Source organism: Natrononativus amylolyticus (assembly GCF_024362525.1).
Lineage (GTDB): Archaea > Halobacteriota > Halobacteria > Halobacteriales > Natrialbaceae > Natrononativus > Natrononativus amylolyticus.
On record NZ_CP101460.1, the window covers coordinates 59,306 to 82,782 of the forward strand.

Consider the following 23,477-nt stretch of genomic DNA (forward strand, 5'->3'; position numbering starts at 1 on the left):
TCAACGGTTAACGTGCCCCTTGAGAGAGCGGTTTTCTTCTTCGATGGGTTCCGAGTCGAGAACTGAACCTACCGGTGAGAGTAGCTTCGTCTCAGCACGCCGAATTGTCTTCGATGTCGCAGCTGAGGATACGTCGAAAGCTGTCGCCAGATCTTCCAGAGTCGCTGATCGCGGTACATCGTAGTAGCCCGCCTCGATCGCATGACGCACCGTCTTCCGTTCGGTCGGTGTCAGGGTTCGACACGCCTCGATCACCGCCGTACCGACCTCGGTGGCTCGAACTCCCTCGAAGACGGTTGCCAGGTCAAGCTGGGTCCGCTCGTACTCAGTGAGTGTGTTGTCCGCGTGGAGATCATCGAGCGCCGACTCCGCCGACGCCGCATCGTCGAAGCCGATCTCCCACTGTTCGGTTCCGTCAACGTTTCTGAACGGGCCGGTAAGGTATCCATCGTGACTGATAACTGTTCCCATCGCCTGGGTTGTTTTCAACGTGAGCCGAGCCCTTGCGTTCGACCGCTGTAGCGCCAGCAGTTCGAACGACTCTGTTTCTTGATGTGACTGAACGATGTCGAGCCCGGCCGTGACGGCTTTCCGGTTCTCTCCCGCCGCGAGTACCCGTAATTCGAGGCGGGATTTGTCGTGGTGGTAGTACCAATGCGGGGTTACGAAAGCGATTTCGTGGGCTGCACTGGCCTCGCTAAGGGGACAATCGTCCTGGCGAATGGTCAATGTAAGCCTGATCATATCCCAACAACGCTCCGTAACAAAAAATCTGTTATGGAATGACGTTCCTCCGGTGAACTCGCCTATCCATCGAGTGTCGACAACGTATTGGGATGAGGATCCTTGGTCTCAGCGGTCGGCCATTTGACCGGGACGTCGAGAGGACAGTGAATCAGAGTGCCCGCCACGTTCGCGGTGAGTCATTGAGGCGCTCGCAACCGTCTTCGGTCACGACGACGAGATCTTCGATCCGGACGCCGAACTCGCCATCGAGGTAAATTCCGGGTTCCACGCTGAAAACCATACCCGGCTCGAGCGTGTGGTCGTTCCCCTCGACGATGTAGGGCTGCTCGTGGACATCCAGGCCGACACCGTGGCCGGTTCTGTGGGTGAAGAATTCGCCGTAGCCGGCGTCTTCAATGACCTGGCGAACCACAGCGTCGACGACGCTGGCGGTAACACCCGGTTCGACCGATTCGATTCCAGCCTCGAGTGCCGCGTTGACGGTCTCGTGTACCGATCGGAACCGTTCAGGTGGCTCGCCGTCGAAGACGACTGTCCGCGTCTGGTCGCCGGGATACTGATCGACCGTCGCCCCGAAGTCGAGGACGACCGCATCGCCTGGTCGAATCTCGCGGTCACTGCGCCGATGGTGGGGGTGTGCGCCGTTAGGGCCCGAGCCGACGATGGTTTCGAACGCCGGGCCGGTGGTGCCAGCGTCCGAGAGACGTCGGTCAATCTCCGCCGCGAGTTCCGCCTCGGTCATCCCGATCGCATCGACACCGAGGGATCGAACGTCCCGACTCACCTGATCGGAGATCGTTGCCGCCTGCCGAAGTGCCTCGAGCTCCGGTTCGTCTTTCTGCATCCGGAGTTCGCCGACGACTGTGCTCGCACGCTCGAATTCGACCCCTGGAAGCCGGGACTGCAAGTCGAGGAGGAACGTCGCCCACAGCGTGTCACCGACGAGAATCGTGTCACCGGCTCCAAACACGTCAAGAACGTCCTCGAGTACCGTGTCCGGCCCGCCTCCGTCGTCCCAGAGTCGGACGCTCTTGATTTGGCTCGTGTTACGAATCTGTTCATCGTACATCGTCGGTGCGACGAACGTTGGATCTCCCTCGGCAGGGACGACGAAAAGGAGATGGCGTTCACTCGGCTCGTCGATGAACCCGGTCAAGTAGTACATGTTCGATCCGGGGCCGACAACGAGCCCGTCGATCCCGCGTCGCTGGAGCATTGACTGACATCGGCTGCGTCGTCGGTCGAGTGCTGAACCCATACCGCTCAAATCTCGGGCACTGTAATGAAAGTATCCATCCAAGCACCACGAAACGGAGCGAGCATTCGACTCCAGACGGAGTGAAATTCCGTGTGCAGTCCGATCAGGTGGGCAGCCAGCATTAGCGAAGTCGGATCGTCCGTTGTTGTGGCATTCGACATCTTTAAACCGAGCCCCAAGAGACTGTATAGTGATGACATCTGGCCAATTTGAGAACGTACTCACAGTTCACACACATGAACAGAACGGAATGCTCGACGAATTCCATGAGGACTACGAGAACGCAGTCGAGGCGGTAGGAGACGACCTTGGTGAGAACCACCCACTGTGGATTAACGGGCAGGCCGTCGAAACGAACGAGTCGTTCACAGTCACCGACCCAGGTAATTTCGACCGAGTGATCGGCGAATTCGCCGCCGGGGGCCCAGAACACGTCGACGACGCAGTTGAGGCGGCTAACGATGCGTTCGACGACTGGAAGGATACTCCCTTCGACGAGCGCGTGGCGATCTTCCGTCAAGCGGCGGATCAGATCGAAGATCGAAAGTACGAGATCGCCGCAGTAATGGGCTTCGAGAACGGCAAGAACCGAACGGAAGCGCTTGCCGAAGTCGATGAAGCGATCGACTTCCTCCGCTATTACAGCGACGATTTCGAGCGCAACGAGGGCTACACGTCTGCGCCCGTAGAACCGACGCCCGGCCAGCGTTGTGTCAGTGACCTCCAACCGTACGGCGTATTCGGCGTCGTTACCCCGTTCAACTTCCCGTTTGCGATCCTCGTAGGAATGACCACCGGTGCCCTGATTACCGGAAACACCGCAGTGGTCAAACCGGCGAGTACCACACCCCTTACGGCTCACCTCTTCGTCGAGATTCTAACCGAAGCGGGCATCCCAGACGGGGTCGTCAACCTGGTTACTGGTGGCGGACGAGACGTCGGCCAGCCGATGATCGAGCACGAACACGTCGCCGGATTCGCTTTCACCGGCTCACGCGAGGTTGGCCTCAAGATTCAGGAAACATTCGACGAGATGGGCAAACGAGGACCAGTCATCGCTGAGCTCGGCGGGAAAAACCCGGTGATCGTAACCGACTCTGCGGACATCTCGAAAGCCGTCTCGGGCGTTAAGTTCGGTGCGTTCTCGTTCAGCGGGCAGAAGTGTTCGGCAACGTCCCGCGTTTACGTCCATACGGACGTTATCGACGAGTTCACCGAACGCCTGGTTGAGGAAACCAATAAGCTGTCCATCGGCCGGCCGGAGGACGAGGACACCGTCGTGTCACCCCTCATCGACGATGGTGCTCTCGAACGCTACAACGAGATTACCGAGCTGGCAGCGGCTGACGGCACGGTGCTGACTGGTGGCGAGACGGTCGACGACTCTGCACTGCCCGACGGCAGGTACGTACAGCCCACGGTCGTGGCGGACATTTCACACGGTCACGAGCTCGCCACGGACGAGCACTTCCTCCCGTTCGTTACTATCCACCCCGTCTCGAGCCTCGATGAGGCGCTCACAAAAGCCAACGATAGCGACTACGCCCTCTGTGCCGGACTCTTCACTGAAGAGGAATCAGAAGCTGAAACCTGGTTCGACCGTATCGAATCGGGAATGTGCTATGTCAACCGATCCCAGAGTGCGACGACTGGTGCACTGGTTCAGGCCCAGCCATTTGGTGGCTGGAAGTTCTCCGGTACGACCGGGAAGTTTGCCGGCGGCCCCTGGTATCTCCAGCAGTTCATGCGCCAGCAGAGCCGTACCGTCGTCGGCGACGTCGGACAGCCCTAACACGTCTGATCCAAAGCTCATTCACCACATCGAGTCACCTCGGTTGTCGGCTTGACTCGACGCGATGTTTTGGTTCCGTCCGAATGTTTGGGTTCGTCGCTGGGCCAGGTCACACATCCCCCTGTCCAAACCCAATTCGTTCGGGAATTCTTCGCTCGAAGGGCAGCACGCGACGAATCAGATGATAACCCCCGTCCTGACAGTATCGAGTGGCGAGAGAGCACCGTACGTGGACGCTCTTGAGTAGTACTTTGTTGATCCCTCAGTGTAGCTTGAATAGCATGTTTGAGTACTTCTCTCCCGACCTTTCGCAGTCATTCCGGTCGAAGCTGGAACGCTTGTGACTACTCCCACGACGGAAGTCATGGGCTTTCTCCTCGAATCTGTGTAAATACGTATGTCCTTCGAAATGCCTCGGTGTAGCGAGAGCCACGGTCTCAGCAGCGACCCGGGGCTCTCGCAGGTATTGACATGGACATCTCCATGCGCGGAGTCGTCGCCACCCTGGACGACGTATTTGCGAGCGAATGCGTCGTCTCGTTGAGTCGTTCGTATCCTCGAAATCCATCGGTGTAGATGGTCAGTGGCTCCTTCTCGCTGTTGGCGGGAATGAGTTGAACTGCCTTCTCGCCGACAGCTTTGCGGGGGGTCACGTACTGGTTTTCAGCACCACGACCGACGATCGTAAACACCAACGCTTTGTCCGGTTCGTACGATCCCTCAACGTGGAAAGGGCCTCGTGAGTGCAACTCTCGTCGTACTCACGCCCTCTCGGCGCCAAAGAGACGGAGGATTTCGTCGATTTCGACCGGGTCGACTACAGTAGCCACTGAGAGTTAATGCACATATGATCGCCAGATGTAGAAGCGATCGGTGTACAAATAGTTTTAGTTGTTACTATCGGTCAAGCAGAGTCGTGTCGAGTGCCTTCGCAAAGCGCCAACGGGCTGATGGATCGTCTGTAGTAGACGTTAGAATTATTTACTCGCACAGAGTTGCAGCAGACAGGGGACTACCTCGACGGGAACTCAGTCGAAGAGTTACAAGATGTCTCGACAACGTGGACGGAAAGAAGCCGACACAACGGCTCTTAGCCGCAATAGCGTACAAAACGGTGTCACACAGACTGAACTAGTCGAGTGGTACGGCGTGCAGCGACGGACGATATAGAGCTGGCTCGAGCAACTCGATACTGGCGAGTCGCTCGAGCAGGCCGTGACTGATGCTCATCGATCGAATTCGAAGATGATTTACTCATTGTGCTGGGTTGAGCGCCGTATTTTCAGGCGTCGGCCGTCACGGATCTGGCGGCCCGTGACGACCTCGACTTCGTCACGTTACCGGCATACCCGCCAGAGACAAACTCTGTCGAGGAGTGCTGGAGACCGCTCCAAGCTGCCCTCAGTAACCACATCTTTGAGCCACTCGACGATTTTACAACGGCGATTGATACCGCTCTTGACCAGTTCGATATACCAGAAGTGAGTAATTATTTAGCGTTGTTGAGATCCTTCAGCGTTGACATTGAGAAGAGCGACTGTTACCACCGGATTTCGCGGATCTGATGCGAATCTAGCTTTTCAGCAAATCGCAAGACGGCAAGAGGGTTTCAACAGAGCTACCCAAGCGTAAGTACGGGCGTTTGTCCGTTCACGGCGCTGGTGGAAGCAGTTTCGTGAACTCGCCCTTGCGGGCCTCGTCCACGATCTCGACCGGGTGATCTACCGATCAGTACAGGATTACTACGAATTGATCGATGCAGTACCTATTCCCACCAGACGAATTAGTTATATAGGTTTCAGTCGGTTGGGTCAGAGGTATGACGTCACACCCGTAGCTATATTACCCTGTAGTACAACCAAGTTATAGATGGCGAAGACACAGCTCCAGCGAGCGCAAGACGGTGAAATCACGCCCGCTATGAAACGCGTCGCAAAGCGAGAGAACTGCGATTCCGATTTCGTTCGTCAGCAGGTCGCTGAGGGGCAGGCAGTGATTCCTAACAATCACGCTCACGAGTCGCTTGACCCGATGATCATCGGTCGGGAGTTCGCCACGAAGGTCAACGCAAACATCGGAAACAGCAAGACGACGAGCGATCTTCAAGAGGAACTACAGAAGCTACACACGGCAGTTCATCACGGTGCTGATACAGTGATGGACCTCTCGACCGGCGAGAACCTCGATGCGATACGCGAAGCGAACATCGCATATTCGCCAGTTCCGATTGGAACGGTACCGATCTATGAGGCTGTCAAGCACATAGAAAGCCCTGCGGACCTTACTCACGAACTACTGCTTGACGTCATCAAGAAGCAGGCCGAACAGGGGGTGGACTACATGACCATCCATGCGGGCGTGTTGATGGAACACCTGCCGCTGACCGACGGGCGCAAGACGGGTATCGTTTCACGTGGCGGTTCCATTCTGGCCCAGTGGATCGAGGAGAACGGAATGCAGAACCCGCTGTACACGAAGTTCGAGGAAATCTGTGACATCTTTACGGAGCACGATGTGACGTTCTCGCTAGGTGACGGGCTCCGTCCTGGCTGCTTGGCCGATGCGAGCGACGAAGCGCAATTCGCTGAACTCGACACACTGGGCGGACTCACGCGTACCGCGTGGGACCACGGTGTGCAGGTGATGGTCGAAGGACCAGGTCACGTTCCGATGGATGAGATCGCCGACAACGTCGAACGACAGCAAGCGGTCTGTAACGGGGCCCCCTTCTATGTGCTCGGACCCTTGGTGACCGACATCGCCCCGGGCTACGACCACATCACGAGTGCGATCGGTGCGACAGAGGCCGCACGTGCAGGTGCTGCGATGCTTTGTTACGTCACACCCAAAGAACACCTCGGACTACCCGACGAAGAAGATGTCCGAGATGGGCTTGCAGCCTACAGAATCGCAGCTCACGCCGCGGACGTCGCTAACGACCTGCCAGGTGCACGTGACTGGGATGATGCCCTTTCGGAGGCCCGCTACGAGTTTGACTGGCGTCGGCAATTCGACCTCGCACTTGACTCCAAGCGCGCACAGTCATATCACGACCAAACACTTCCTGGAGACAACTACAAGGAGGCGCGGTTCTGCTCGATGTGTGGCGTCGAGTTCTGCTCGATGCGTATCGACCAAGATGCGCGGAAGGCAAAAGGCGAGATGACGACTATCGGTGACGAAACCAAACTCGATGCATCCCCTGCTGCAGAGGTGAATCTCCCCCCGGTCGGGACCCACGACACCAGTCGTGTTCCAGATGAAATCGAAATCAACGGGGTCACGTTCACACGGGAGCCGTCACACGCCGACGACTGACTCTTCTCAAAATATCCGATATTCCTGTTCTATACATACGGAGAGTGAGCAGCAGTTTCACGAGAGTAGGTGTCTAAGCAATAGAATTTCAAGGCGCTGTCTAGTTTAGCACCTCCTCAGCTGGCGTCGTTCCTTCGAGCGATTGATGCGGTCTCTGATGGTTGTAGTAATGCACGATTTGTTCAATCAATTTGCGGGCACTCCGCCGACTGCCCACCCATGAGGTATGGAAATGGTCGGCTCGCATTTTGAAGGTGTGAAACCACTTTTCGATGGGGTTTCGGTCGGTAGAGTCACCCCGACCGTTCAGTCCTAACCGAGCAAGGGCAGTCCGATAGCCAAACTGATCGACGAGAGATACCGCCTCGGAGAAATCATGTTTCTCGCGGAGTTCATGCAGGACGCAGCTGCCGGGTCGGTGCCGTGTCGTCCGAACAACTGGGCGTGAGAATCAACTTCGTGTCGAGGATTATTGTATCTCATACCCAAGACAGTCCGCCGTTGATTTTGATAGCGGTCTCGTCAACCGCGACCCGCGAGGGCTTCGCCCTCCGCGGATCTGGGACGGTGTCAGCCAGTCGACACACCAGTTCCAAACCGCTCCATGAGTGGGTTCAACGCCTAACTCGGCGAGAATTGTTGTTGTCTCCCGAAGCGAACACCCGGTCGCGTGGAGTCGGACGGCGAACACCCTGACGGGCGTCCTCAGAACGCGTAGCGTTCTGATGGGCTGCATAAGAGCTTTGCTCTTGTGAACGTCGCCGTCCGCTCACGCTCCCAAGCTTCTTCTAAATCCGTGTCGTAGGACTCGCTGAGCAGGTCTGCGGGTATTTGTCCAAATCAACTCGACGACCTGCTCACTTCTCAAACTGACTCACTAGACAGTGCCGCGTCGAGAAAGAATCCAGAATAGATCCATCCTTCGGTCACTTGGTAACGGAACCGGCAGCTGAACCACTAGAACCCGCTCATCCTCGACGAAGCTAATGGACGGGTGGGTATAGACACAGTTCGCACTTTTCACACGGTGTGAACATTGTATCTTCTGTCGATTAACGGGGGAGTGGTAACATCAACTATAGAATTTCGATTACCAGTATGAACAGATTCTCCCCTCTGCACGTCAAATACATACGGTACGAGAGACTACCAACCAATCATGACCGAATCAACTCGGAATGCGACGTTCGGCGGCGGTTGTTTCTGGTGTACTGAGGCCGCGATGAAGGAACTCGAGGGTGTCGAGAGCGTCACCTCTGGCTACGCAGGGGGCCAGACCGAGGATCCAACCTACGAGGCGGTCTGTCGCGGTGAAACTGGACATGCCGAAGTCGTCCAAGTCGAATACGATACCGAGATCATCAGTTATGACGAGTTACTGGAAGTCTTCTTCGCGACTCACGATCCCACTCAACTGAACCGCCAGGGGCCGGACGTGGGTACCCAGTACCGTTCGATCGTGCTGTTCCACAGCGATGACCAGCAAGAGACAGCTCGAGCATACATCGAAGCACTTGACGAAGAATACACCGACGACGTTGTGACCGAATTAGAACCGTTAGAGACGTTCTATGCTGCCGAAGAATATCACCAAGATTATTTTGAGAAAAATCCGACCGATGCGTACTGCCAGATGCACGCGCAGCCAAAGATCGAGAAAGTGCGGGAGCGGTTCCAGAGTAAACTGAAAGAAGCGTAGAGTGAAACCTCGAGGATTGAAATGGTGTAGACTGTTCCACAGAAGATCACCGGGTACGGAGAGGCTTTATTTCGATAACTCCCGCAACTAGCTAAGACCGGAGTGTGCCCCCACCGAGAGCACAACGGGCGGGACACGGTTCGAGTTTACGGATGTCGACGGGATCTCACCGAACTGAATCGCCCGTAGACATGTTACACCCCGCGTTCTGCTCGAGAGCCGTACAGTAGTCCTGGCAGGTGCTACCCTGTGAGAATGGCAAACCCGTCTCTTTGAATAGTATGTGCGATTCTGACGGGAGGGTGCGTCGGTTCGCAATCGATGGCTTATCGAGCAGAAGATCCATATTTACACACGATTCCCCCAACCTCTAAATACGTGGGTGTTGCCATCAGTTAGCACACACCGGAGGCCAGTACATAGATGCCAGATGCTTCTCCAGCCGAAATCGCTGTACAGAGTCAGTACGACTGGACACGCACCTCACCGAGTCTTGCCATTGTTGACGCAATCGCCGCACTCGAAAACCGGGCTGCAACCGACCTACCGACAGCCCTCGGCGTGACGCTGTACGACTGTGTCGATCCGGAGGCACTCGATACGCTCGTCACTGCGAGTGATGAGATCACACTCTCGTTCACGGTTGCTACCTATCACGTGCAAATCGACGGGGACGAGTTACGCATCCACACTGACTGACCGCCTCTCCACCTATAGACTTATTATCTGATACTCAGAGGGGGATAGCGAGGGTCATGGTACACTGGTCACGCCTCATCACCGCACTCGGGGGACTGTTCGTCGTGATCGCGGCGTGGCGAGTGATTTTCAGCGTGGTTGCGGGAACCCCGTTCACGACAGCGCTGATCGATTTCGTCCAGATCGGTCTCCTGGGACTTGCGCTGTTGTACGGCGGATACCGGTTACCGAAGACTGGGCTTGACCCGGCTACGTATCCACGAATTGTCGCCTGGTGTCTCGCCGCGGTCGGCGTGATGACTGTCGCCATCTCCCTGCGGATCGTCGATCCGGGTGCGACCATTGAAGGGCCGCTCTGGTCGGCTGCACTGGCGATGGCACTCGGTGGCCTCATCGGCCTCGCAATCGGGGTCAGCGAAGCGCAAGCAGTCACCCGCGCTCGGGAGGCAGAACAACACAAACAACAGCTCCAACAACAGAACGACCGCCTCGAAGGGTTCTCGAAAATGCTCGCACACGAACTGCGAAATCCGCTGTCGATCGCCCAACTCCATCTCCGGGCGGTTGCAGAGGGGGACGACGAAGCGTTCGATCGTGTCGACCATGCCCACGAACGGATCGACGAGATCATCAGTGTCCTCCTGTTGACTGCGCGAACGGGTGAGACGGCAACCCCGGGCGAATTGATCGCGATCGCAGATGCGGCCACCGACGCCTGGGCGGACGTAGATTCCCCGTCAGCGACGCTCGTCGTCGAGACCGAGCAGTCGATCCGTGTCGATCCGGTTCACTTCCATCATCTCCTCGAAAACCTGTTCAAAAATGCCGTCGATCACGGTGGTGACGACGTGACCGTTCGTGTCGGCGATCTCGAAGACGGGTTTTTCGTTGCCGATGACGGCCCCGGGATTCCACCGGAAGATCATGAGGCGGTCGTTGACGCCGGCTACACCACCGCCGAGGACGGGATCGGATTCGGTCTCTCGTTTGTCACCCAGATCGCCGACGCCTACGACTGGGAGTTCACCGTCACGGAAAGCGACTCCGGTGGGGCGCAGTTCGAGTGTACCGCCGCTGATGTACCTGTTTCAGAGGAAACCCCTCAGCGTTCGTGAGTGGGTCTAGTCGCAACACCTCTTACTACACGAGTCGTCTACAGAGTTGGCACTGTACGTGAGTTAACAGTCACCACAGGTTTTACAACCGTGGAGGGATATTGTTCGTCTGTCGCCGGACTATAGCACGTCCTGGCGTTCGTCACCGAGTATCGCTTACCCGCGAGATACGAACAGCCGGTCACGCGACCTCGTAGAAACGTGTGATGGCGAGGAAGACGAGGCTCCGTCCCCATTCCCTCGCGTGACCACTCGTTCCCCGGTAACTACCCCCCGATGCTAACGAACCACCACCGTTAGCAGATTATTTCCAACCCCCTGCTACGTTCGCGTTTTGCATCTCCCAGACGTTTAGTGAACTGCCGAACCGCTGTCAGTAACGGTGTGTAACAGCCAGAGCACGAGTGTAGCCGACGGGTGGCTTTATTTCACCCTTCCAACGCTGATGTACCCGAAAGGGAACCTGCGTATCGACCACTGGACGTTCTATCAGGACAAATAAATGTCCAGAGTTTTATTCAGAATTTAAAGTGTGAATATATCACAAGTATCAGATCAATCGTTGTGGTACTCTTCGGCCTCGTAAAACGTTTTGAGGGGGCTCGATCTCGTCGTCGTAGACGCCCGCAACCTCGAGTTCCTCGAGCCCCGCCTCGATACACCAGAAACCGCCGCCGCCGAACGTTGCGCGTTCCATGGGCGGTGGTCGGCCCGTGCGGGCGAAGGCGTGACGGAGCTCGGACGGGCTTCCGCAGGCCAATTCCGGCGCAGTCGCGGAGCGGTTCGCTGGTGCGTCGGGACAGCGGTACAGCGGACCCTATCAGCGCTCGTCGCCGTCGGCGTCCTCCGGCCCACTCGAGCCCGGCAGCGCGTGGGGATCGGCGGGTTCGTCGCCGTGAACGGTGTCCTCCCGCTCGAAAGCGTAGAACACGAGCCCCGCGAGCGCGACCACGAGCGCGCCCGCGGCGGGTGCGCCGACGACGAGGTAGAGTACGCCGCCGAAACCGACGGTTACGAACACCAGTGTCGCCCACAGCGCGGGGCGCGAAAAGCCGACGCGGCGGCTGTCGTGGTAGACGGCCGCCGCGAGACCGAGCGTGACGATGGCGAGGACGAGCCCTCCGACAGTCGACATACTCATCCTCGGGGCCGCGAGCAAAAAATTCCGTCGACTGTCCGCGACCGGGCGTCCGGTCGTCGCGGGCTACACGATCGCGACCGCTCGCGTCGGCGCGCCGTCGGCGTCGCGGATCGGAAGCGGGTACGCGTGAACCTCGAACGGTGTGTCGGTCGGGAGGCGATCGAGCCCGCACAGGTTCTCGAGGACGAGGCGGTCGTCAGCGAACAGGGTTTGGTGAACCGGGTAGTCGTCGGGTTCGTCGGGCGCCGCGTTCTCCGTCGGCGTCGGATCGACGTTCAGCAGGTCGACGCCCAGGTGACAGCGCCACTCACACAGCAACTCGGCCGCCCGAGACGTCGGAAACGGATGGTCGAGATACCGGTCGTCTCCCCAGTGGGCGTCCCACCCTGTCCTGACGACCAGGAGGTCGACAGCCGTCAGAGCGGACTCGTCGACGGCCTCGAGCAGGTCCCGCGCCGTAATCCTCTCGCGCGCCTCGAGCGGTCGCACGTCGGCGACCAGCGCCGTAAACCGGAACGTCTCCGGCGGATACTCCTCGAGGGTACGCCCCTCGGCGACCATGTGAGCAGGCGCGTCGAGGTGGGTGCCGGTGTGGGAGTCGAGGGAGAGCCGCGTCGTCCGGTAACCGTCGGCGGCGACGGTCGCCGTCGGCTCGAGCGCTACCGGGTCGGTGCCGGGGTAGACGGGCATCTCGGACTCGATCGGGTGAGAGAGGTCGTAAGTGGGCATACGTGCTCCTCGTCGGCGCCATCGAAGTGCGTTGTGACTCACAGCCCGCGCCGACGGCGCGGTTCCCTCGCGTGAGCGCGTTCACTCGTCGGTCTTCCACTCGCCGGGCTCTTCGTCGTGGAACTCCCCCATCGCCTGCCGGGAGTTCGGCCAGGCCGTTACGACGAGCAACGCGAGGTAGTAGAGCCCGACGACGGTAACGACGGTGGAGGCCGGAACCCCCGGAACGGTCGCCGTCTCCCGCCACGATTCCTCCGGGACGAAGAAGGTGATTCGGAACAGCCAGGCGACGAGCAGCACGCTCAACAGCGGGAAGTACACCCGTCGGAGCCGCCGCGTGACCGTCTCCCGGGCGGACACTTTGAGCGTCGGCGTCCGGAGGTCGGACGCGATCGCGGTCCGCCAGTCCTCGTGAACCGCCCCCGCCGGATCGAACGCGTTGGCGAACACGTTCTCCTCGATCATCCGAACGCGCGCCCGCGCCGCGTCGTACGACCGGTATCGCCTGATATCGAACAGCAGGAAGATCGTCAGCGCCAACATCCCGATCAGGAGCAGGTACGGCGGACTGTCCGCGGAGGCGAACGACAGGCCGAGAACGGCGGCGATGAGGCCGATCGCCCAGTCGGTCGTCAGATCGAGGCGGTCGAGTCGGGTCGCCATCTGTCCGACTTCACCGCGGTAGTAGTGTGGAAGCAGGGAGAGGAACTCGGAACTCTCCTCGCCGGCTTCTGCAGCGATTTCGCGGGCCTCCTCCGTCTCCGGATCGAACTCGTCGTCACTCATCTCATTTCGTACGACCGCGAGCGCCAAAACGTTCGACACCGACGGACGTACCGCGGTCCGCCGGTCCTTCGTGCCCGAAAATGTTCGTACAACCCACTACTACCGAACACCGAGCGTGTAGTGACGCGACGTTGAAACAGAAGCCCTAGCTCTACTCCTTCTTTAGAGAGTTCTCGAGCCCAATGCGGAACTGTCACGGAGAATAAATCCGCCGTGAGAAGTGATTAGAATTCTGCTACTGAAACGAAGTATTTAGACAGGACTGGCCGTAGGTCTGCCGAAGCCCCGACGTATGGGCAATCAGTACAATTGTTTATATAATACAATACTGTCCCGAAAGCAGAGCGGGTGTACACGGAGTGAATACGGCGCGATGCACCAGCAGGACGACGATCGCGCTCGAGCGGGAGAGCGATCAGATGCTGGTGACGCGTTCGTACTCGTCGTCCAGGGCGGCGGCGTCTTCCGGGAGCAGCGCGACAACGAGGGAGTCAGCGTACCCGGAGATGTAGTCGACGAGTCGTGCGATCCGGTCGGAGTCGATCGCCTCGAGCGAGTCGAGCAGGATGAACGGGACGACGTCGTACACGTCGTGAACCAGGTAGCCGGCGAGGGCGAAGACGAGCCCCGTCACCTCCCGTTCGCTCTCGCTCAGGTGCTCGATCGTGTCCTCGTAGGCCGCGTCGGAGTCGGTACTTCGGATGACGTGCAGGTCGAACGACGAGCGCTCGACCGTCCGTCGACCCTCGCGAACCGAGTTCGTCGTCCGCTCGATCCAGATCCGCTCGAGGTTCGAGTACTCGAGGATCTCGAGGACGGACTCCATGTGGTCGTTGAAGTGCTCGACGGCCTCCGTTTCGATTCGCTCGATCTCCGTCCGGCGCTCCGCGAGTTCGGCTTTGACCTCCTCGAGGCGCTCCTCGAGGTGGTCGCGTTCGTCGAGTCGGCTCTCGATCTCGTCGATTGCCGACTCGGTCGAGGCGAGTTCGTCCTCGAGGCGGTCGAGCGTGAACTCGAGCTGGTTCACCTCGCGGTGGTGGGCGAGCATCTCCTCGTACTCGTCGCTGACGTCGAGCGATTCGACCTCGTCCTCGAGGGTCGCCACGCGCTCGGTCAGTTCGTCGCGCTGCTCGATGAGTTCCTCGAGGGTCGCCTCGCGGTCGTCGATCTCTCGTTCGGTTCGCTCGAGCCGGCTCCGCAGCCGCTCGCTGTTCTGGCGCTGGGATTCGAGGTCCGACCGGTTTCGCTTCAGCTCCGAGATCTCCGCCTCGAGATCGCGTCGAGTCTCGGATTTCTCGACTCTGAGCGCCCGGAGTCGCTCGATGGTCTCCTCGATACGCTCCGTCTCGACCTCGCTGCCGCAGGTCCAGCAGACGACGGTGTCCGCCGACAGCAGCTGATCGGTGAGATCGCCGTCCTCGTCGGTCTCGGTTCGGAGGGCCTCGGCGATCTCGTTGTCGGTGCCCTCGAGCATGCTCTCGTTGAACCGGACGATGCGCTGGAGGTCGTTCACCAGCGTCTCGATCTCCTGTTTCTCGTCCCGGAGTTCGGCCAGTCGGGACTCGATCTCGTCGATCTCCGCCGCCGGCGTGGCGGACAGCGAGCCGACCTCCTCCTCGACGTCCTCGCGCTCCTCGCGGAGACTCTCGAGGCTCTCGCGCTGGGTTTCGACCTTGAACCGAACCGACTCGAGTTCGGAGCGGACGTCGTTGAGTTCCTCGAGGGTCTCCTCGAGTTCGGCCTTCTCCGAGCGGGTCTCCTCGACGTCCTGGTCGAACGCCTCGAGTTCGTCGGCCTTCTGCTCGTGTTCGGCGCGGGTCTCCTCGATCTCGGACTCGAGGCGAGTTCGTTCGCTCTCGAGGTCGGTGCGCCTGCGCTCGAGATCGTCGAGCTCCTCGAGTTCGTCGGCGATCGACTGGCGCTCGGTGACGAGGTGGTCGATGTCGGCCTGGATCGCGTCGGTGTCGACCGGCCGCATGATGAGCTCGTGGAGGTCCTGCTGTCGTGCGACCGCCTGTCGCGCCTCGTTGGTCTCGAGTAAGAACGCGAAGAGATCGGCCAGCGTCGAGTCGCCGAGGTACGGCTCCCCGTCGGTCGTCACCGTTCCGTTCTGTCGTTTCAGGGTCCGGGTGTACGTCTCGTCGCCGATCGAGAGTTCGACGTGGCCCGCGTCGGCGTCGCCTTTCAGCGAGACGTCGTCGCTGCCGAGTGCGGCCATGATCGAGCGGAGAAACGAGGTCCGGTTGGTCGCGTTCCGGCCGGCGAGAACCGTCACGCCGGGCGTGAATTCGACCTGCGCCTCGTCGATCCCGCCGACGTTCTCCACGTCGACGCGTACGGCTTCCTTCGAGAGAGATTCCTGTGGCATCAGTGGTCGCCCTTATTCGGGTGTACGTGAATAATTTTTGGTAGCCCGTCCACAGTGTCACTCCCCACTTCCGGTCGACGCACAGTCACAGCCGCCACGTCGCAGCAGCTCGTCGATCGAGTAGTCGACGCCACACTCCCGACAGAACACCCGGATGTCGACGAAGACGTCGGCTTCGGTGACGGCGAGCTGGTCCGCCTCCTGGAGTCGCTCGACGGAGTTTCCGGTGACGGCTTCGGTTCGGCTCTGGAGGCGCCGGATCGTCTCGAGTTCCTTCTCCCGGCGCTCGTCGGGGCTCAGTCGCTCGCGCTCGTGACTGACGTCGCGGAACTTCGTCAGGTAGGTGTGAACCGCCTGGTGGGAGACGAACTCCCGCTCGAGGGCGTCGACGTCGACCCCGTCGCGCTCGAGGCGGTTTCGAACCTCGGTGCGGACGCCGGTCGTGACGTCGTCGTCGGTCAGCAGCCGGTACGTGTTCTCGGCTTCGCCCTCGATCGTCTCGACCCCCGCCTCCTCGAGGACGGCCTCGAGCAGCCGTCGGTTGAACACGTCGGCGAGCTCTCGCAGGCTCGAGCGCTCCTCGCTCGGCGCCGTCCACCGGTCGATCAGCTCCTGTTCGAGCCCCTCGAGGTCGTGCTCGTCGATGAGGCGACCGACTTTGCTGTTCGTGAGCTTCGTCGCCGACCCATCCCGCTGCGAATCGTCGCTCATAGCGGAGACTCCGTCCAGGCGCCTAAAAACCGTCCGGTTGCGGCTCGAGTCGCGCTCGTCGATTCGTCGTGCGGTCGCCATATGTAAAATAGCAAATATGTTACGCGAATAGCTCTGTAATCCCCGGAGAGTGCCACCACAGTTTACGCCGATGTCGTCGAAGTGAAGCGGCCGGAAGGACACCGCGCTCGCGAACCCCAGTATTGGGTAGTAAGAACATATTAACACATTTCTATAATCGATTCCTGTTTATCGATCGACACCACCGAGACGAATCAGAGTACCGTTCATCCGCACAACTCATACCGTCATAGAGAAGTTTGAAGGGTCTGTGTAAAGTGATCGTTCGTAGTACCGACGGTGGACTGGTAGCGTAGATTCGGAACCAGGCGAGATCGAATCCCCGCCTCGCCCCCAGTAGTATTTCTCTAATTATACAATATCGAGTGATACTCGGCGGAGAGTGGGACCGACACACGGGCCACCCGGGTGTGCATCCTGTCTCGCCGGCGTCGCGATCAGATCGCTTTTCGTTTCGGCCCGCGTTCGGTCTCGCATGATCGGCTCTCGAGACGCCGTGCTGTACGGTCTCGCCGCTGCGACGGGTGTGTTCGTGCTCTTCGGGTTCGTCTCGGCGATCGTTCCGAATCCGTTTTTCGTCCGGATGGTCGAAATTACGACGCTCGATTACGCGTTTCTCGTTCTGACGTCGGCGCTCGTGGGCCTGTACGTCTTCCAGCGGACGGGGCTCGAGGGGTGTTCCGGCGACCGGTGTGCCTACGGCGGCGCCGCCGGCGGCTTTCTCGCCGTCGCCTGCCCGACCTGCAACGCGCTGTTCGTCGCGGCGGTCGGCTCGTCTGCGGTGATGACGTACGTCGACCCGCTGCGCCCGCTGTTCGGTCTCGTCGCCGTCGCGTTACTCGGGGGCGTCATCTACAGCCGACGGTGGTGACACTCACGGGCGGTGACCGGCGAGTCACGCGTCACCGGCGACCTCCCGCTCGAGGCGCTCGAGGTACGTCTCGACGAACGCGTGGCGCGACTCGGCCAGCGCGCGCCCTTCCTCGGTGTACATCCGCTCTCGCAGCGACAGGAGCTTCTCCTCGACGTGATCGATCGTCGTCTCCTCGAGGGCGCCGGCGCTCTCCGTCGGCGCCGACTCGAGGGAAACGATCGGAATGCCGTGCTCGCCGCCGTACGAAAAGGTTCGGGCGAGTCCGATCGCGCCGATCGCGTCGAGGTTGTCCGCGTCACAGAGGATCCGCGCAGCCGGACTCCGGGGTTCGACCGCGTTCGAGTACCGGTGCGCGCGAACGCAGTGACAGACCGCGTCTATCGTCTCGGCGGCGACGCCTCGAGCCGACAGCACCGCGCGCGCCTCCCGAGCGCCCCACTCGGCGTGGTCCGCGATCTCGCCGGCGTCCTCCCGCGCGCGACCGATGTCGTGGAGCAAGACGGCGGCCTCGAGCACCCGGTCGTCGACGTCCGTCCGGTCGGCGGCCAGTCGCGCCGCGAGCGCCTCGACGCGCTCGACGTGGTGCCAGTCGTGGGCCGGGGAGACGCGGTCGTCGAAGTACGAGCGGGCGACGGAGCGGAGATCGTCCGACATCGGGTCGGACGTCGAACTCCCGTCCTATAGGGCTACCCGTTCGACGCGAATCCGTCGCTTCGGATCGACAGACCGTTGTCGCCACGGCGCGAACTCGAGGCGATGACGTCGGTTTCGGGAACTCTCGAGGCGTTCGAAGCCGAGCACGGGGTCACCGTTATCGCCGCCCGCGACGTGGGCAGCCGGGCCTGGAACCTCGCCGACGCGAACAGCGACCGCGACGTTGCCGTCCTCTTCGTCCAGGACCCCCTCGAGTACGCCACCCTCGACGGCTACCTCGACTCCGGGCGGCTGCGGACCGACGGACGGGACTGTCAGGGCTGGAACGTCCGCCGGTTCGCGGAGCTACTCGGCGAGTCGAACCCGACGGCGTTCGAGTTCCTGCACAGCCCGCGGCGCTACCGCGAGTGCGGGGCGCTCTCGCGGATCGAGGGCGACGTCGGCGACTCGTTCGTTCCGATCGCGCTGTACCACCACTACCGGTCGCTGGCCGAACGACAGTACCGGAAGTACCTGCAGGGTCGGCTGCTCGTAGACGGCGAACTCGCCTACCTCGTCCTCGAGGAGCACGACGGCGCCCTTCTCGTCGAACCCGCGGATTCGAGCGAGGGCGCCCGCTCGCCGCGAACCGTCGACGCCGACGCCTACGAGCGAGGGCGAACCGATCGGACCGTGAAACGCCACCTCTACGTCGCCCGCGGGGTGCTCTACGCGCGGTACGTCCGCGAGACCCACCGCTTTCCGACCCTCGACTTCCCGCGATTTCTCGAGGAGGTCGCGGACGAGGAGTGGGTCGACGGCGAGTTCCTCGAGCGAACCCTCGAACTGGTCGAACGGAAGCGCACAGGGGAGGGAGCGGCCGACGTCGGTCGGCTGTTCGCCCCCGAGGAGATCCGACTACCGGCGATCGACCCCGCCGTCCACGGCCGCGACGGCGTCGATCGCACCCGACTGAACGCGTTCATCCGCGAGGCGCTCGAGGGCGTCGCTTCCGGTCAGTAGTCGACGACCCACCGCAGCAGGATGCCCTCGTCGAGCCGGGTCGCCGACTCGAGCGAGAGGCCCGGGAAGTCCGTGACGAACCCGTCGCCGTCGGCCAGCGTCGGGGCGTCCCGGCCGCCGATCACCTGCGGGCCGACGAACACCGTGAGCTCGTCGACCAGGCCGGTCTCGAACAGCGAGAAGATGAGTTCGCCGCCGCCTTCGACCATGACCCGCTCGAGACCCTCCCGCTGGAGGACGGCGAACGCCCGGAGGAGGTCGACCCGGCCGTCGCCGGCCGTGATCAGTTCAGCGTGATCGGCCAGGTCCATCCGCCGATCGACGGAGACCGCGTCGTTCAGACAGAGGTAGGTGGTCGCGGCGTCGTCGAGAATCGCAGCGTCGACCGGCGTCCGCCCCCGCGAGTCGACGACGACGCGCGCCGGCTGGGGCGACCGCCCCTCCTCGCGGCGGGCGTCGACCAGCGCGTCGTCCTTGACCGTGAGGTGTGGATCGTCCGCGAGGACGGTGCCGACGCCGACGACGACGGCGTCGCTGTCGGCTCGCAGTCGATCGACGCGCGCGAAGTCCTCCTCGCCGCTGATCCGGAGTTGGTCGCGGCGCCTCGAGGAGAGCTTTCCGTCGGCGCTCATCGCCGCGTTGACGAGGACGTGCATACCGGGTGTCTGTCGGGAGGCGTAAAGAAGCCACCGTGTGCGCCGGAAACCCGTCGTCTCGCGGCCGGGACGGTTCCGCCGCTACTCCGCGTCGCCGTCGCTGGCGATCCGGTCGAAGAGGCCGACGACACGCCGGTCGATCTCGTCGCGCTGCGCCCGCACGGCGTCGTCCCCGTCCGGGTGCGACACGTCCCACTGCTCGGCCGTTCCGGTCCACCCGTTGGGGGCGACGTCGGCCGCGTCGCAACCCATCGTGACGACGTAGTCGGCGTCGATCAGGTCCTCGTCCGCGATCGTTCGGGGAGACCTGTCGCCGACGTCGATCCCGACCTCGGCGAGCGCTTCGACGACCGCCTCGTGAACGTGGTCGCGCGGGTCCGTCCCGCCGGTGACGAGTTCGATCTCGTCCGCGAGGTCCCGGCGATCCCGTTCCCGCTCGGCGAACGCCGTCGCCATCTGACTGCGGCCGGCGTTGCCGACGCAGACGAACGCGATCTTGGTCATACCGAGACTACCGCGGGCGGCCGACAAAAAGGTGGTGCAGAGTCGCTTCCGGACCGGGGCTTCCGACCGCCCGCCGCGCGGAACCGGTCCGGTCACGCGTCGCTGTCGGTGGACCTGTCCGTCTCCCCTTACGCGCTCCGGCGCGGGTCGTCGCTCGAGCCGAGCAGAATCCGGTAGACGACGTAGCCGATCAGCAGCGCGAACGCGAACGTCGCGACGGTTTCGGCGAACCAGATCGCCGCGTACAGCGCCCGCGTGAACACCCTGATGACGACGATCCCGCCGAAGATCGCGACCACGAACGCGAGACCGCCGAGGGCCGCACCGACTCGTTCCATACTCGCCTCGTTTTCGCGGCAGGCCATGAAGGTAGCGCTCGCGGGTGCGTCGACCGGGTTGGCCCGCACGTTCACTTTCACCCCACTGCGGGAACGCTTTTAAGGTGGCCGCTCGAACTGCCAGTGATGGATCTCGAAGCACATGCCGAGGATCTCGCCTCCGATCTCGGTGTTGACACCCAGGAGGTCAAATCCGACCTGCAGAACTTGGTCGAGTACAGCGTGCCGATCGAGGAAGCCAAACAGAGCCTCCGCCGCAAGTACGGCGACGGCTCGACCGGCGGCGGAGCGCCCTCCGCCAGAGAGATCGGCGAGATCACGACCGACGACGGCACCGTCACGGTGACGGGCGTCGTGCTGACCGCCGGCGAGCGCTCGATCCGCTACCAGGGTTCAGACCACGTCATCGTCGAGGGACGGCTCGCAGACGAGAGCGGCGTCATCGACTACACCGCCTGGGAAGACTTCGGACTCTCGCCGGGCGACGCGATCACCGCGGGCAACGCCGGCGTCCGAGAGTGGGACGGCGAGCCCGAACTCAATCTGGGAGAAAGCACCTCGGTGTCGTTCCTCGAGGACGGCCCCGAGGTCTCCTACGAGATCGGCGGCGACGCCGCGCTCGCGGAGTTGCGAACCGGCGACCGCGCGGTGACCGTCGAGGTCCGCGTCCTCGAGTGCGAGCGCCGCACCATCGACGGCCGCGACGGCGAGACCGAGATTTTGAGCGGCGTCTTCGGCGACGAATCGGGGCGGCTGCCGTTTACGAACTGGGACCCCGCCCCCGAGATCGAGGAGGGGGCCTCAGTTCGCATCGAGAACGCCTACGTCCGCGAGTTCCGCGGCGTTCCCGAGGTGAACGTCTCCGAGTACTCCCGCGTGAGCGCACTCGAAGAGTCCGTCGACGTCGGCGACGACGCGCCGGAGATGGGGATCGGCGAGGCGGTGTCGACCGGCGGCGTCTACGACGTCTGCCTCGTCGGCAGCCTGATCGCAGTACGAGACGGCTCCGGACTCATCCAGCGCTGCCCGGAGTGTGGCCGCGTCGTCCAGAAGGGGCAGTGTCGCACTCACGGTAGCGTCGACGGCGAAGACGACCTGCGGGTGAAGGCGATCCTCGACGACGGCACGGGCGCCGTCACCGCGATTCTCGACGACGAACTGACGAGGCAGGTGTACGGCGGCGGCCTCGAGGACGCCCGAGAGGAGGCCCGCGAGGCGATGGACCAGGAGGCCGTCGCGGACACCATCCGCGAACGGATCGTCGGCCGCGAGTACCGCGTTCGGGGCCACCTCTCGGTCGACGAGTACGGCGCCAACCTCAACGCGACCACCTTCGAGGAGAGCGACGACGACCCGGCCGCGCGTGCGACGGCATTCGTAGAGGAGGTGGGCGCGTGAGCGTCGAAGGCGGCGGCCGCGAGGTCGCCTACCGGCTGTTCGCCGCGGAGTACGACGACGCCTCGCTCTCACACGCAGAGAGCGACGAGGAACGCGCGCCGAACTACGTGATCACGCCGACCGGCGCGCGCGTCAACCGCCTGTTCGTCGTCGGGACGCTCACCGAGATTACCCAGGTCAACGACGAGATGCTCCGCGCCCGCGTCGTCGACCCGACGGGCGCGTTCGTCATCTACGCCGGCCAGTACCAGCCGGACGAACTCGCCGCCCTGGAACGGCTCGAGCCGCCCGCGTTCGTCGCGGTGACGGGAAAGGCGAGGACGTTCCAGCCCGACGACTCGGATCGGGTGTACACGTCCGTCCGTCCGGAGAGCATCGCGACCGTCGACGCCGACACCCGCGACCGCTGGGTGGTCTCGACTGCGGAGCAGACCCGCGAGCGGATCGGCACCTACGCCGCCGCGGCCGAACTCGACGCTGCGGGCGAGGCGCTGACGGCGGTGCTGCTCGAGGCCGGCGTCAACGAGGGACTCGCAAAGGGGATTCCGCTCGCCCAGGACCACTACGGAACGACCCCGACCTACCTCGAGGCGCTCGAGGCGCTGTCGGTCGACGCCGCCCGCGTCGTCGCCGGCGACCTCGACCAGGTCGAGGGGCTCGGCCTCGAACCCGACGCGGCCGGCGGCACGACCGCGAGTTTCGGCGGGCTCGCGACGGTCGACCTCGAGTCGCCCGCATCGGTCACCGCGGACGCCGTGGCAGCCGACGGCGAGGCGACTCCGGCGAGCACGGCCACGACCGGCGAATCGACCGGCGTGGAATCGGATTCGGACGTCGAGAGCGACAGTCCCTCCGCGACCGAGGAGGCGACGGCTGACAGCGACCTCGAGGCAGGCACCGACTCGAGCGCTGACGACGAGTCGACAGCCGCCGGCGATTCCGGACACCTCGACGCCGACACGGGTGACGAACCGGAAACCGCAGACGAGACGGCCACGTTCGACGAAGACGAGGTCGCGGCCGACGAGGCCGGCGGTGACGACCTCGGTGACTTCGAGTCGACCTCTGACCTCGGCGGTGAGATGTACGAGATGGACGACGACGAACGCGAGGAGCTCGAGGAGGAGTTCGGCGCGGAGTTCACCACGGGCGCCGACGTCGACGAGCCCGGAAACGCGGACATCGACGTCCAGGAGCCCGAAGAATCGACTTCGGAGACCGCAGTGGACGACGAGCCGACCGCGGAGCCGGGCGACGCGACCGCCGGGGCGGAAGACGAGGTCGCGGCCGACGGGGCGGACGAGGACGACCTCGAGCCGTCGTCGGACGACGAAGCGGAACCCGCGGGCAGCGACGAGCCGGCAGCGGACGACGAGGACGAAACGGTCGACCTCGAGGACGTCGACCTCCAGTCGCGGGTCGTCGAGACGATGGCCGACCTCGACGACGGCGACGGCGCGGATCGCGAGACCGTCGTCGAAACGGTTGCGAACGAAACCGGGGCTAGCGAGGGCGACGTCGAGGACGCGATCGAGGAGGCGCTGATGGGCGGACAGTGCTACGAGCCGACCGACGGGAACCTCAAGGCGATCTGATCCCCCTCGAGG

The 23,477-nt window shown here is 62.2% G+C and carries 21 protein-coding genes and 4 pseudogenes; 11 read left to right on the forward strand and 14 right to left on the reverse strand.

Annotation, left to right across the window (positions count from 1 at the left end):
* Positions 1-744, reverse strand: a complete 744-nt coding sequence (locus NMQ11_RS19240) for a helix-turn-helix domain-containing protein (RefSeq protein ID WP_255171738.1) — start codon at positions 742-744, stop codon at positions 1-3.
* A gap of 151 nt (positions 745-895) precedes the next feature.
* Positions 896-2,005, reverse strand: a complete 1,110-nt coding sequence (locus NMQ11_RS19245; RefSeq protein WP_345781489.1) for a M24 family metallopeptidase — start codon at positions 2,003-2,005, stop codon at positions 896-898.
* A 193-nt stretch (positions 2,006-2,198) separates the two neighbouring features.
* Between NMQ11_RS19245 and NMQ11_RS19250 the strand changes: the two genes are divergently transcribed.
* A complete protein-coding gene (locus NMQ11_RS19250; protein WP_255171739.1) occupies positions 2,199-3,797 on the forward strand; it encodes an aldehyde dehydrogenase family protein in 1,599 nt (532 codons plus the stop codon).
* Between the two features lie 314 nt (positions 3,798-4,111).
* On the opposite strand, the pseudogene NMQ11_RS19255 reads toward NMQ11_RS19250, so the two are convergent.
* A pseudogene (locus NMQ11_RS19255) lies at positions 4,112-4,387 on the reverse strand (hypothetical protein); the annotation flags it as partial.
* Between the two features lie 405 nt (positions 4,388-4,792).
* Between NMQ11_RS19255 and NMQ11_RS19260 the strand changes: the two are divergent.
* The 3 genes and pseudogenes from NMQ11_RS19260 to thiC all read left to right on the forward strand — a co-directional run.
* A pseudogene (locus NMQ11_RS19260) lies at positions 4,793-5,293 on the forward strand (transposase); the annotation flags it as partial.
* 128 nt (positions 5,294-5,421) lie between these two features.
* Positions 5,422-5,513 (forward strand): annotated as a pseudogene (locus NMQ11_RS20270) (IS5/IS1182 family transposase); the annotation flags it as partial.
* A 153-nt stretch (positions 5,514-5,666) separates the two neighbouring features.
* Positions 5,667-7,115 (forward strand): phosphomethylpyrimidine synthase ThiC, encoded by a 1,449-nt coding sequence (thiC, locus tag NMQ11_RS19265; protein ID WP_255171740.1) that lies wholly within the window; start codon positions 5,667-5,669, stop codon positions 7,113-7,115.
* Between the two features lie 100 nt (positions 7,116-7,215).
* Here thiC and NMQ11_RS19270 read toward each other — a convergent pair.
* Positions 7,216-7,946: pseudogene (locus tag NMQ11_RS19270) on the reverse strand (IS6 family transposase).
* A gap of 328 nt (positions 7,947-8,274) precedes the next feature.
* On the opposite strand from NMQ11_RS19270, the gene msrA reads away from it, so the two are divergent.
* The 3 genes from msrA (at position 8,275) to NMQ11_RS19285 (ending at position 10,628) form a co-directional block, all read left to right on the forward strand.
* Positions 8,275-8,814 carry a peptide-methionine (S)-S-oxide reductase MsrA gene (msrA, locus tag NMQ11_RS19275; protein WP_255171741.1) on the forward strand — a complete coding sequence of 180 codons (540 nt, stop codon included), beginning with the start codon at positions 8,275-8,277 and terminating at the stop codon, positions 8,812-8,814.
* Positions 8,815-9,237: 423 nt separating this feature from the next.
* Positions 9,238-9,513 (forward strand): HalOD1 output domain-containing protein, encoded by a 276-nt coding sequence (locus NMQ11_RS19280; RefSeq protein WP_255171742.1) that lies wholly within the window; start codon positions 9,238-9,240, stop codon positions 9,511-9,513.
* Between the two features lie 56 nt (positions 9,514-9,569).
* Positions 9,570-10,628, forward strand: coding sequence for a sensor histidine kinase (locus NMQ11_RS19285; protein ID WP_255171743.1), 1,059 nt, complete (start codon positions 9,570-9,572; stop codon positions 10,626-10,628).
* Positions 10,629-11,178: 550 nt separating this feature from the next.
* Here the strand turns inward: NMQ11_RS19285 and NMQ11_RS19290 are convergent.
* The 6 genes from NMQ11_RS19290 to rdfA all read right to left on the reverse strand — a co-directional run bounded on the left by NMQ11_RS19290 (position 11,179) and on the right by rdfA (position 16,363).
* Positions 11,179-11,325: a hypothetical protein gene (locus tag NMQ11_RS19290; RefSeq protein ID WP_255171744.1), complete on the reverse strand. Its 147-nt coding sequence runs from the start codon at positions 11,323-11,325 to the stop codon at positions 11,179-11,181.
* A 123-nt stretch (positions 11,326-11,448) separates the two neighbouring features.
* Complete coding sequence (locus NMQ11_RS19295; protein ID WP_255171745.1) at positions 11,449-11,763, reverse strand: hypothetical protein; 315 nt, start codon at positions 11,761-11,763, stop codon at positions 11,449-11,451.
* A gap of 69 nt (positions 11,764-11,832) precedes the next feature.
* Positions 11,833-12,498 carry a cyclase family protein gene (locus NMQ11_RS19300; protein ID WP_255171746.1) on the reverse strand — a complete coding sequence of 222 codons (666 nt, stop codon included), beginning with the start codon at positions 12,496-12,498 and terminating at the stop codon, positions 11,833-11,835.
* A gap of 81 nt (positions 12,499-12,579) precedes the next feature.
* Positions 12,580-13,284, reverse strand: a complete 705-nt coding sequence (locus tag NMQ11_RS19305) for a DUF2270 domain-containing protein (RefSeq protein WP_255171747.1) — start codon at positions 13,282-13,284, stop codon at positions 12,580-12,582.
* A gap of 415 nt (positions 13,285-13,699) precedes the next feature.
* Positions 13,700-15,652, reverse strand: a complete 1,953-nt coding sequence (locus NMQ11_RS19310; RefSeq protein WP_255171748.1) for an archaea-specific SMC-related protein — start codon at positions 15,650-15,652, stop codon at positions 13,700-13,702.
* A gap of 57 nt (positions 15,653-15,709) precedes the next feature.
* Positions 15,710-16,363, reverse strand: coding sequence for a rod-determining factor RdfA (gene rdfA, locus NMQ11_RS19315; protein ID WP_255171749.1), 654 nt, complete (start codon positions 16,361-16,363; stop codon positions 15,710-15,712).
* 556 nt (positions 16,364-16,919) lie between these two features.
* Here rdfA and NMQ11_RS19320 point away from each other — a divergent pair.
* Positions 16,920-17,315, forward strand: coding sequence for a hypothetical protein (locus tag NMQ11_RS19320; RefSeq protein WP_255171750.1), 396 nt, complete (start codon positions 16,920-16,922; stop codon positions 17,313-17,315).
* Positions 17,316-17,339: 24 nt separating this feature from the next.
* On the opposite strand, the gene NMQ11_RS19325 is transcribed toward NMQ11_RS19320, so the two are convergent.
* The gene (locus tag NMQ11_RS19325) at positions 17,340-17,972 is read right to left on the reverse strand and encodes an HD domain-containing protein (protein ID WP_255171751.1); all 633 of its coding nucleotides are present in this window, start codon (positions 17,970-17,972) and stop codon (positions 17,340-17,342) included.
* Positions 17,973-18,074: 102 nt separating this feature from the next.
* On the opposite strand from NMQ11_RS19325, the gene NMQ11_RS19330 reads away from it, so the two are divergent.
* The gene (locus NMQ11_RS19330) at positions 18,075-18,974 is read left to right on the forward strand and encodes a DNA polymerase beta superfamily protein (RefSeq protein ID WP_255171752.1); all 900 of its coding nucleotides are present in this window, start codon (positions 18,075-18,077) and stop codon (positions 18,972-18,974) included.
* On the opposite strand, the gene NMQ11_RS19335 is transcribed toward NMQ11_RS19330, so the two are convergent.
* From NMQ11_RS19335 to NMQ11_RS19345, 3 genes are all read right to left on the reverse strand, one after another.
* Positions 18,968-19,630, reverse strand: a complete 663-nt coding sequence (locus tag NMQ11_RS19335; protein ID WP_255171753.1) for a 2,5-diamino-6-(ribosylamino)-4(3H)-pyrimidinone 5'-phosphate reductase — start codon at positions 19,628-19,630, stop codon at positions 18,968-18,970. The genes NMQ11_RS19330 and NMQ11_RS19335 overlap by 7 nt on opposite strands.
* An 81-nt stretch (positions 19,631-19,711) precedes the next feature.
* Positions 19,712-20,134, reverse strand: a complete 423-nt coding sequence (locus NMQ11_RS19340; RefSeq protein ID WP_255171754.1) for an arsenate-mycothiol transferase ArsC — start codon at positions 20,132-20,134, stop codon at positions 19,712-19,714.
* Between the two features lie 128 nt (positions 20,135-20,262).
* Positions 20,263-20,472: a hypothetical protein gene (locus NMQ11_RS19345; RefSeq protein WP_255171755.1), complete on the reverse strand. Its 210-nt coding sequence runs from the start codon at positions 20,470-20,472 to the stop codon at positions 20,263-20,265.
* Positions 20,473-20,598: 126 nt separating this feature from the next.
* Between NMQ11_RS19345 and NMQ11_RS19350 the strand changes: the two genes are divergently transcribed.
* Together NMQ11_RS19350 and NMQ11_RS19355 are read left to right on the forward strand one after the other, a co-directional pair.
* Complete coding sequence (locus NMQ11_RS19350; RefSeq protein ID WP_255171756.1) at positions 20,599-21,870, forward strand: Single-stranded DNA binding protein; 1,272 nt, start codon at positions 20,599-20,601, stop codon at positions 21,868-21,870.
* Entirely contained in the window at positions 21,867-23,465 is a 1,599-nt protein-coding gene (locus tag NMQ11_RS19355; RefSeq protein ID WP_255171757.1) for a hypothetical protein, read from the forward strand. Before NMQ11_RS19350 ends, NMQ11_RS19355 begins: the two co-directional genes overlap by 4 nt.
* Positions 23,466-23,477 lie beyond the last annotated feature (12 nt).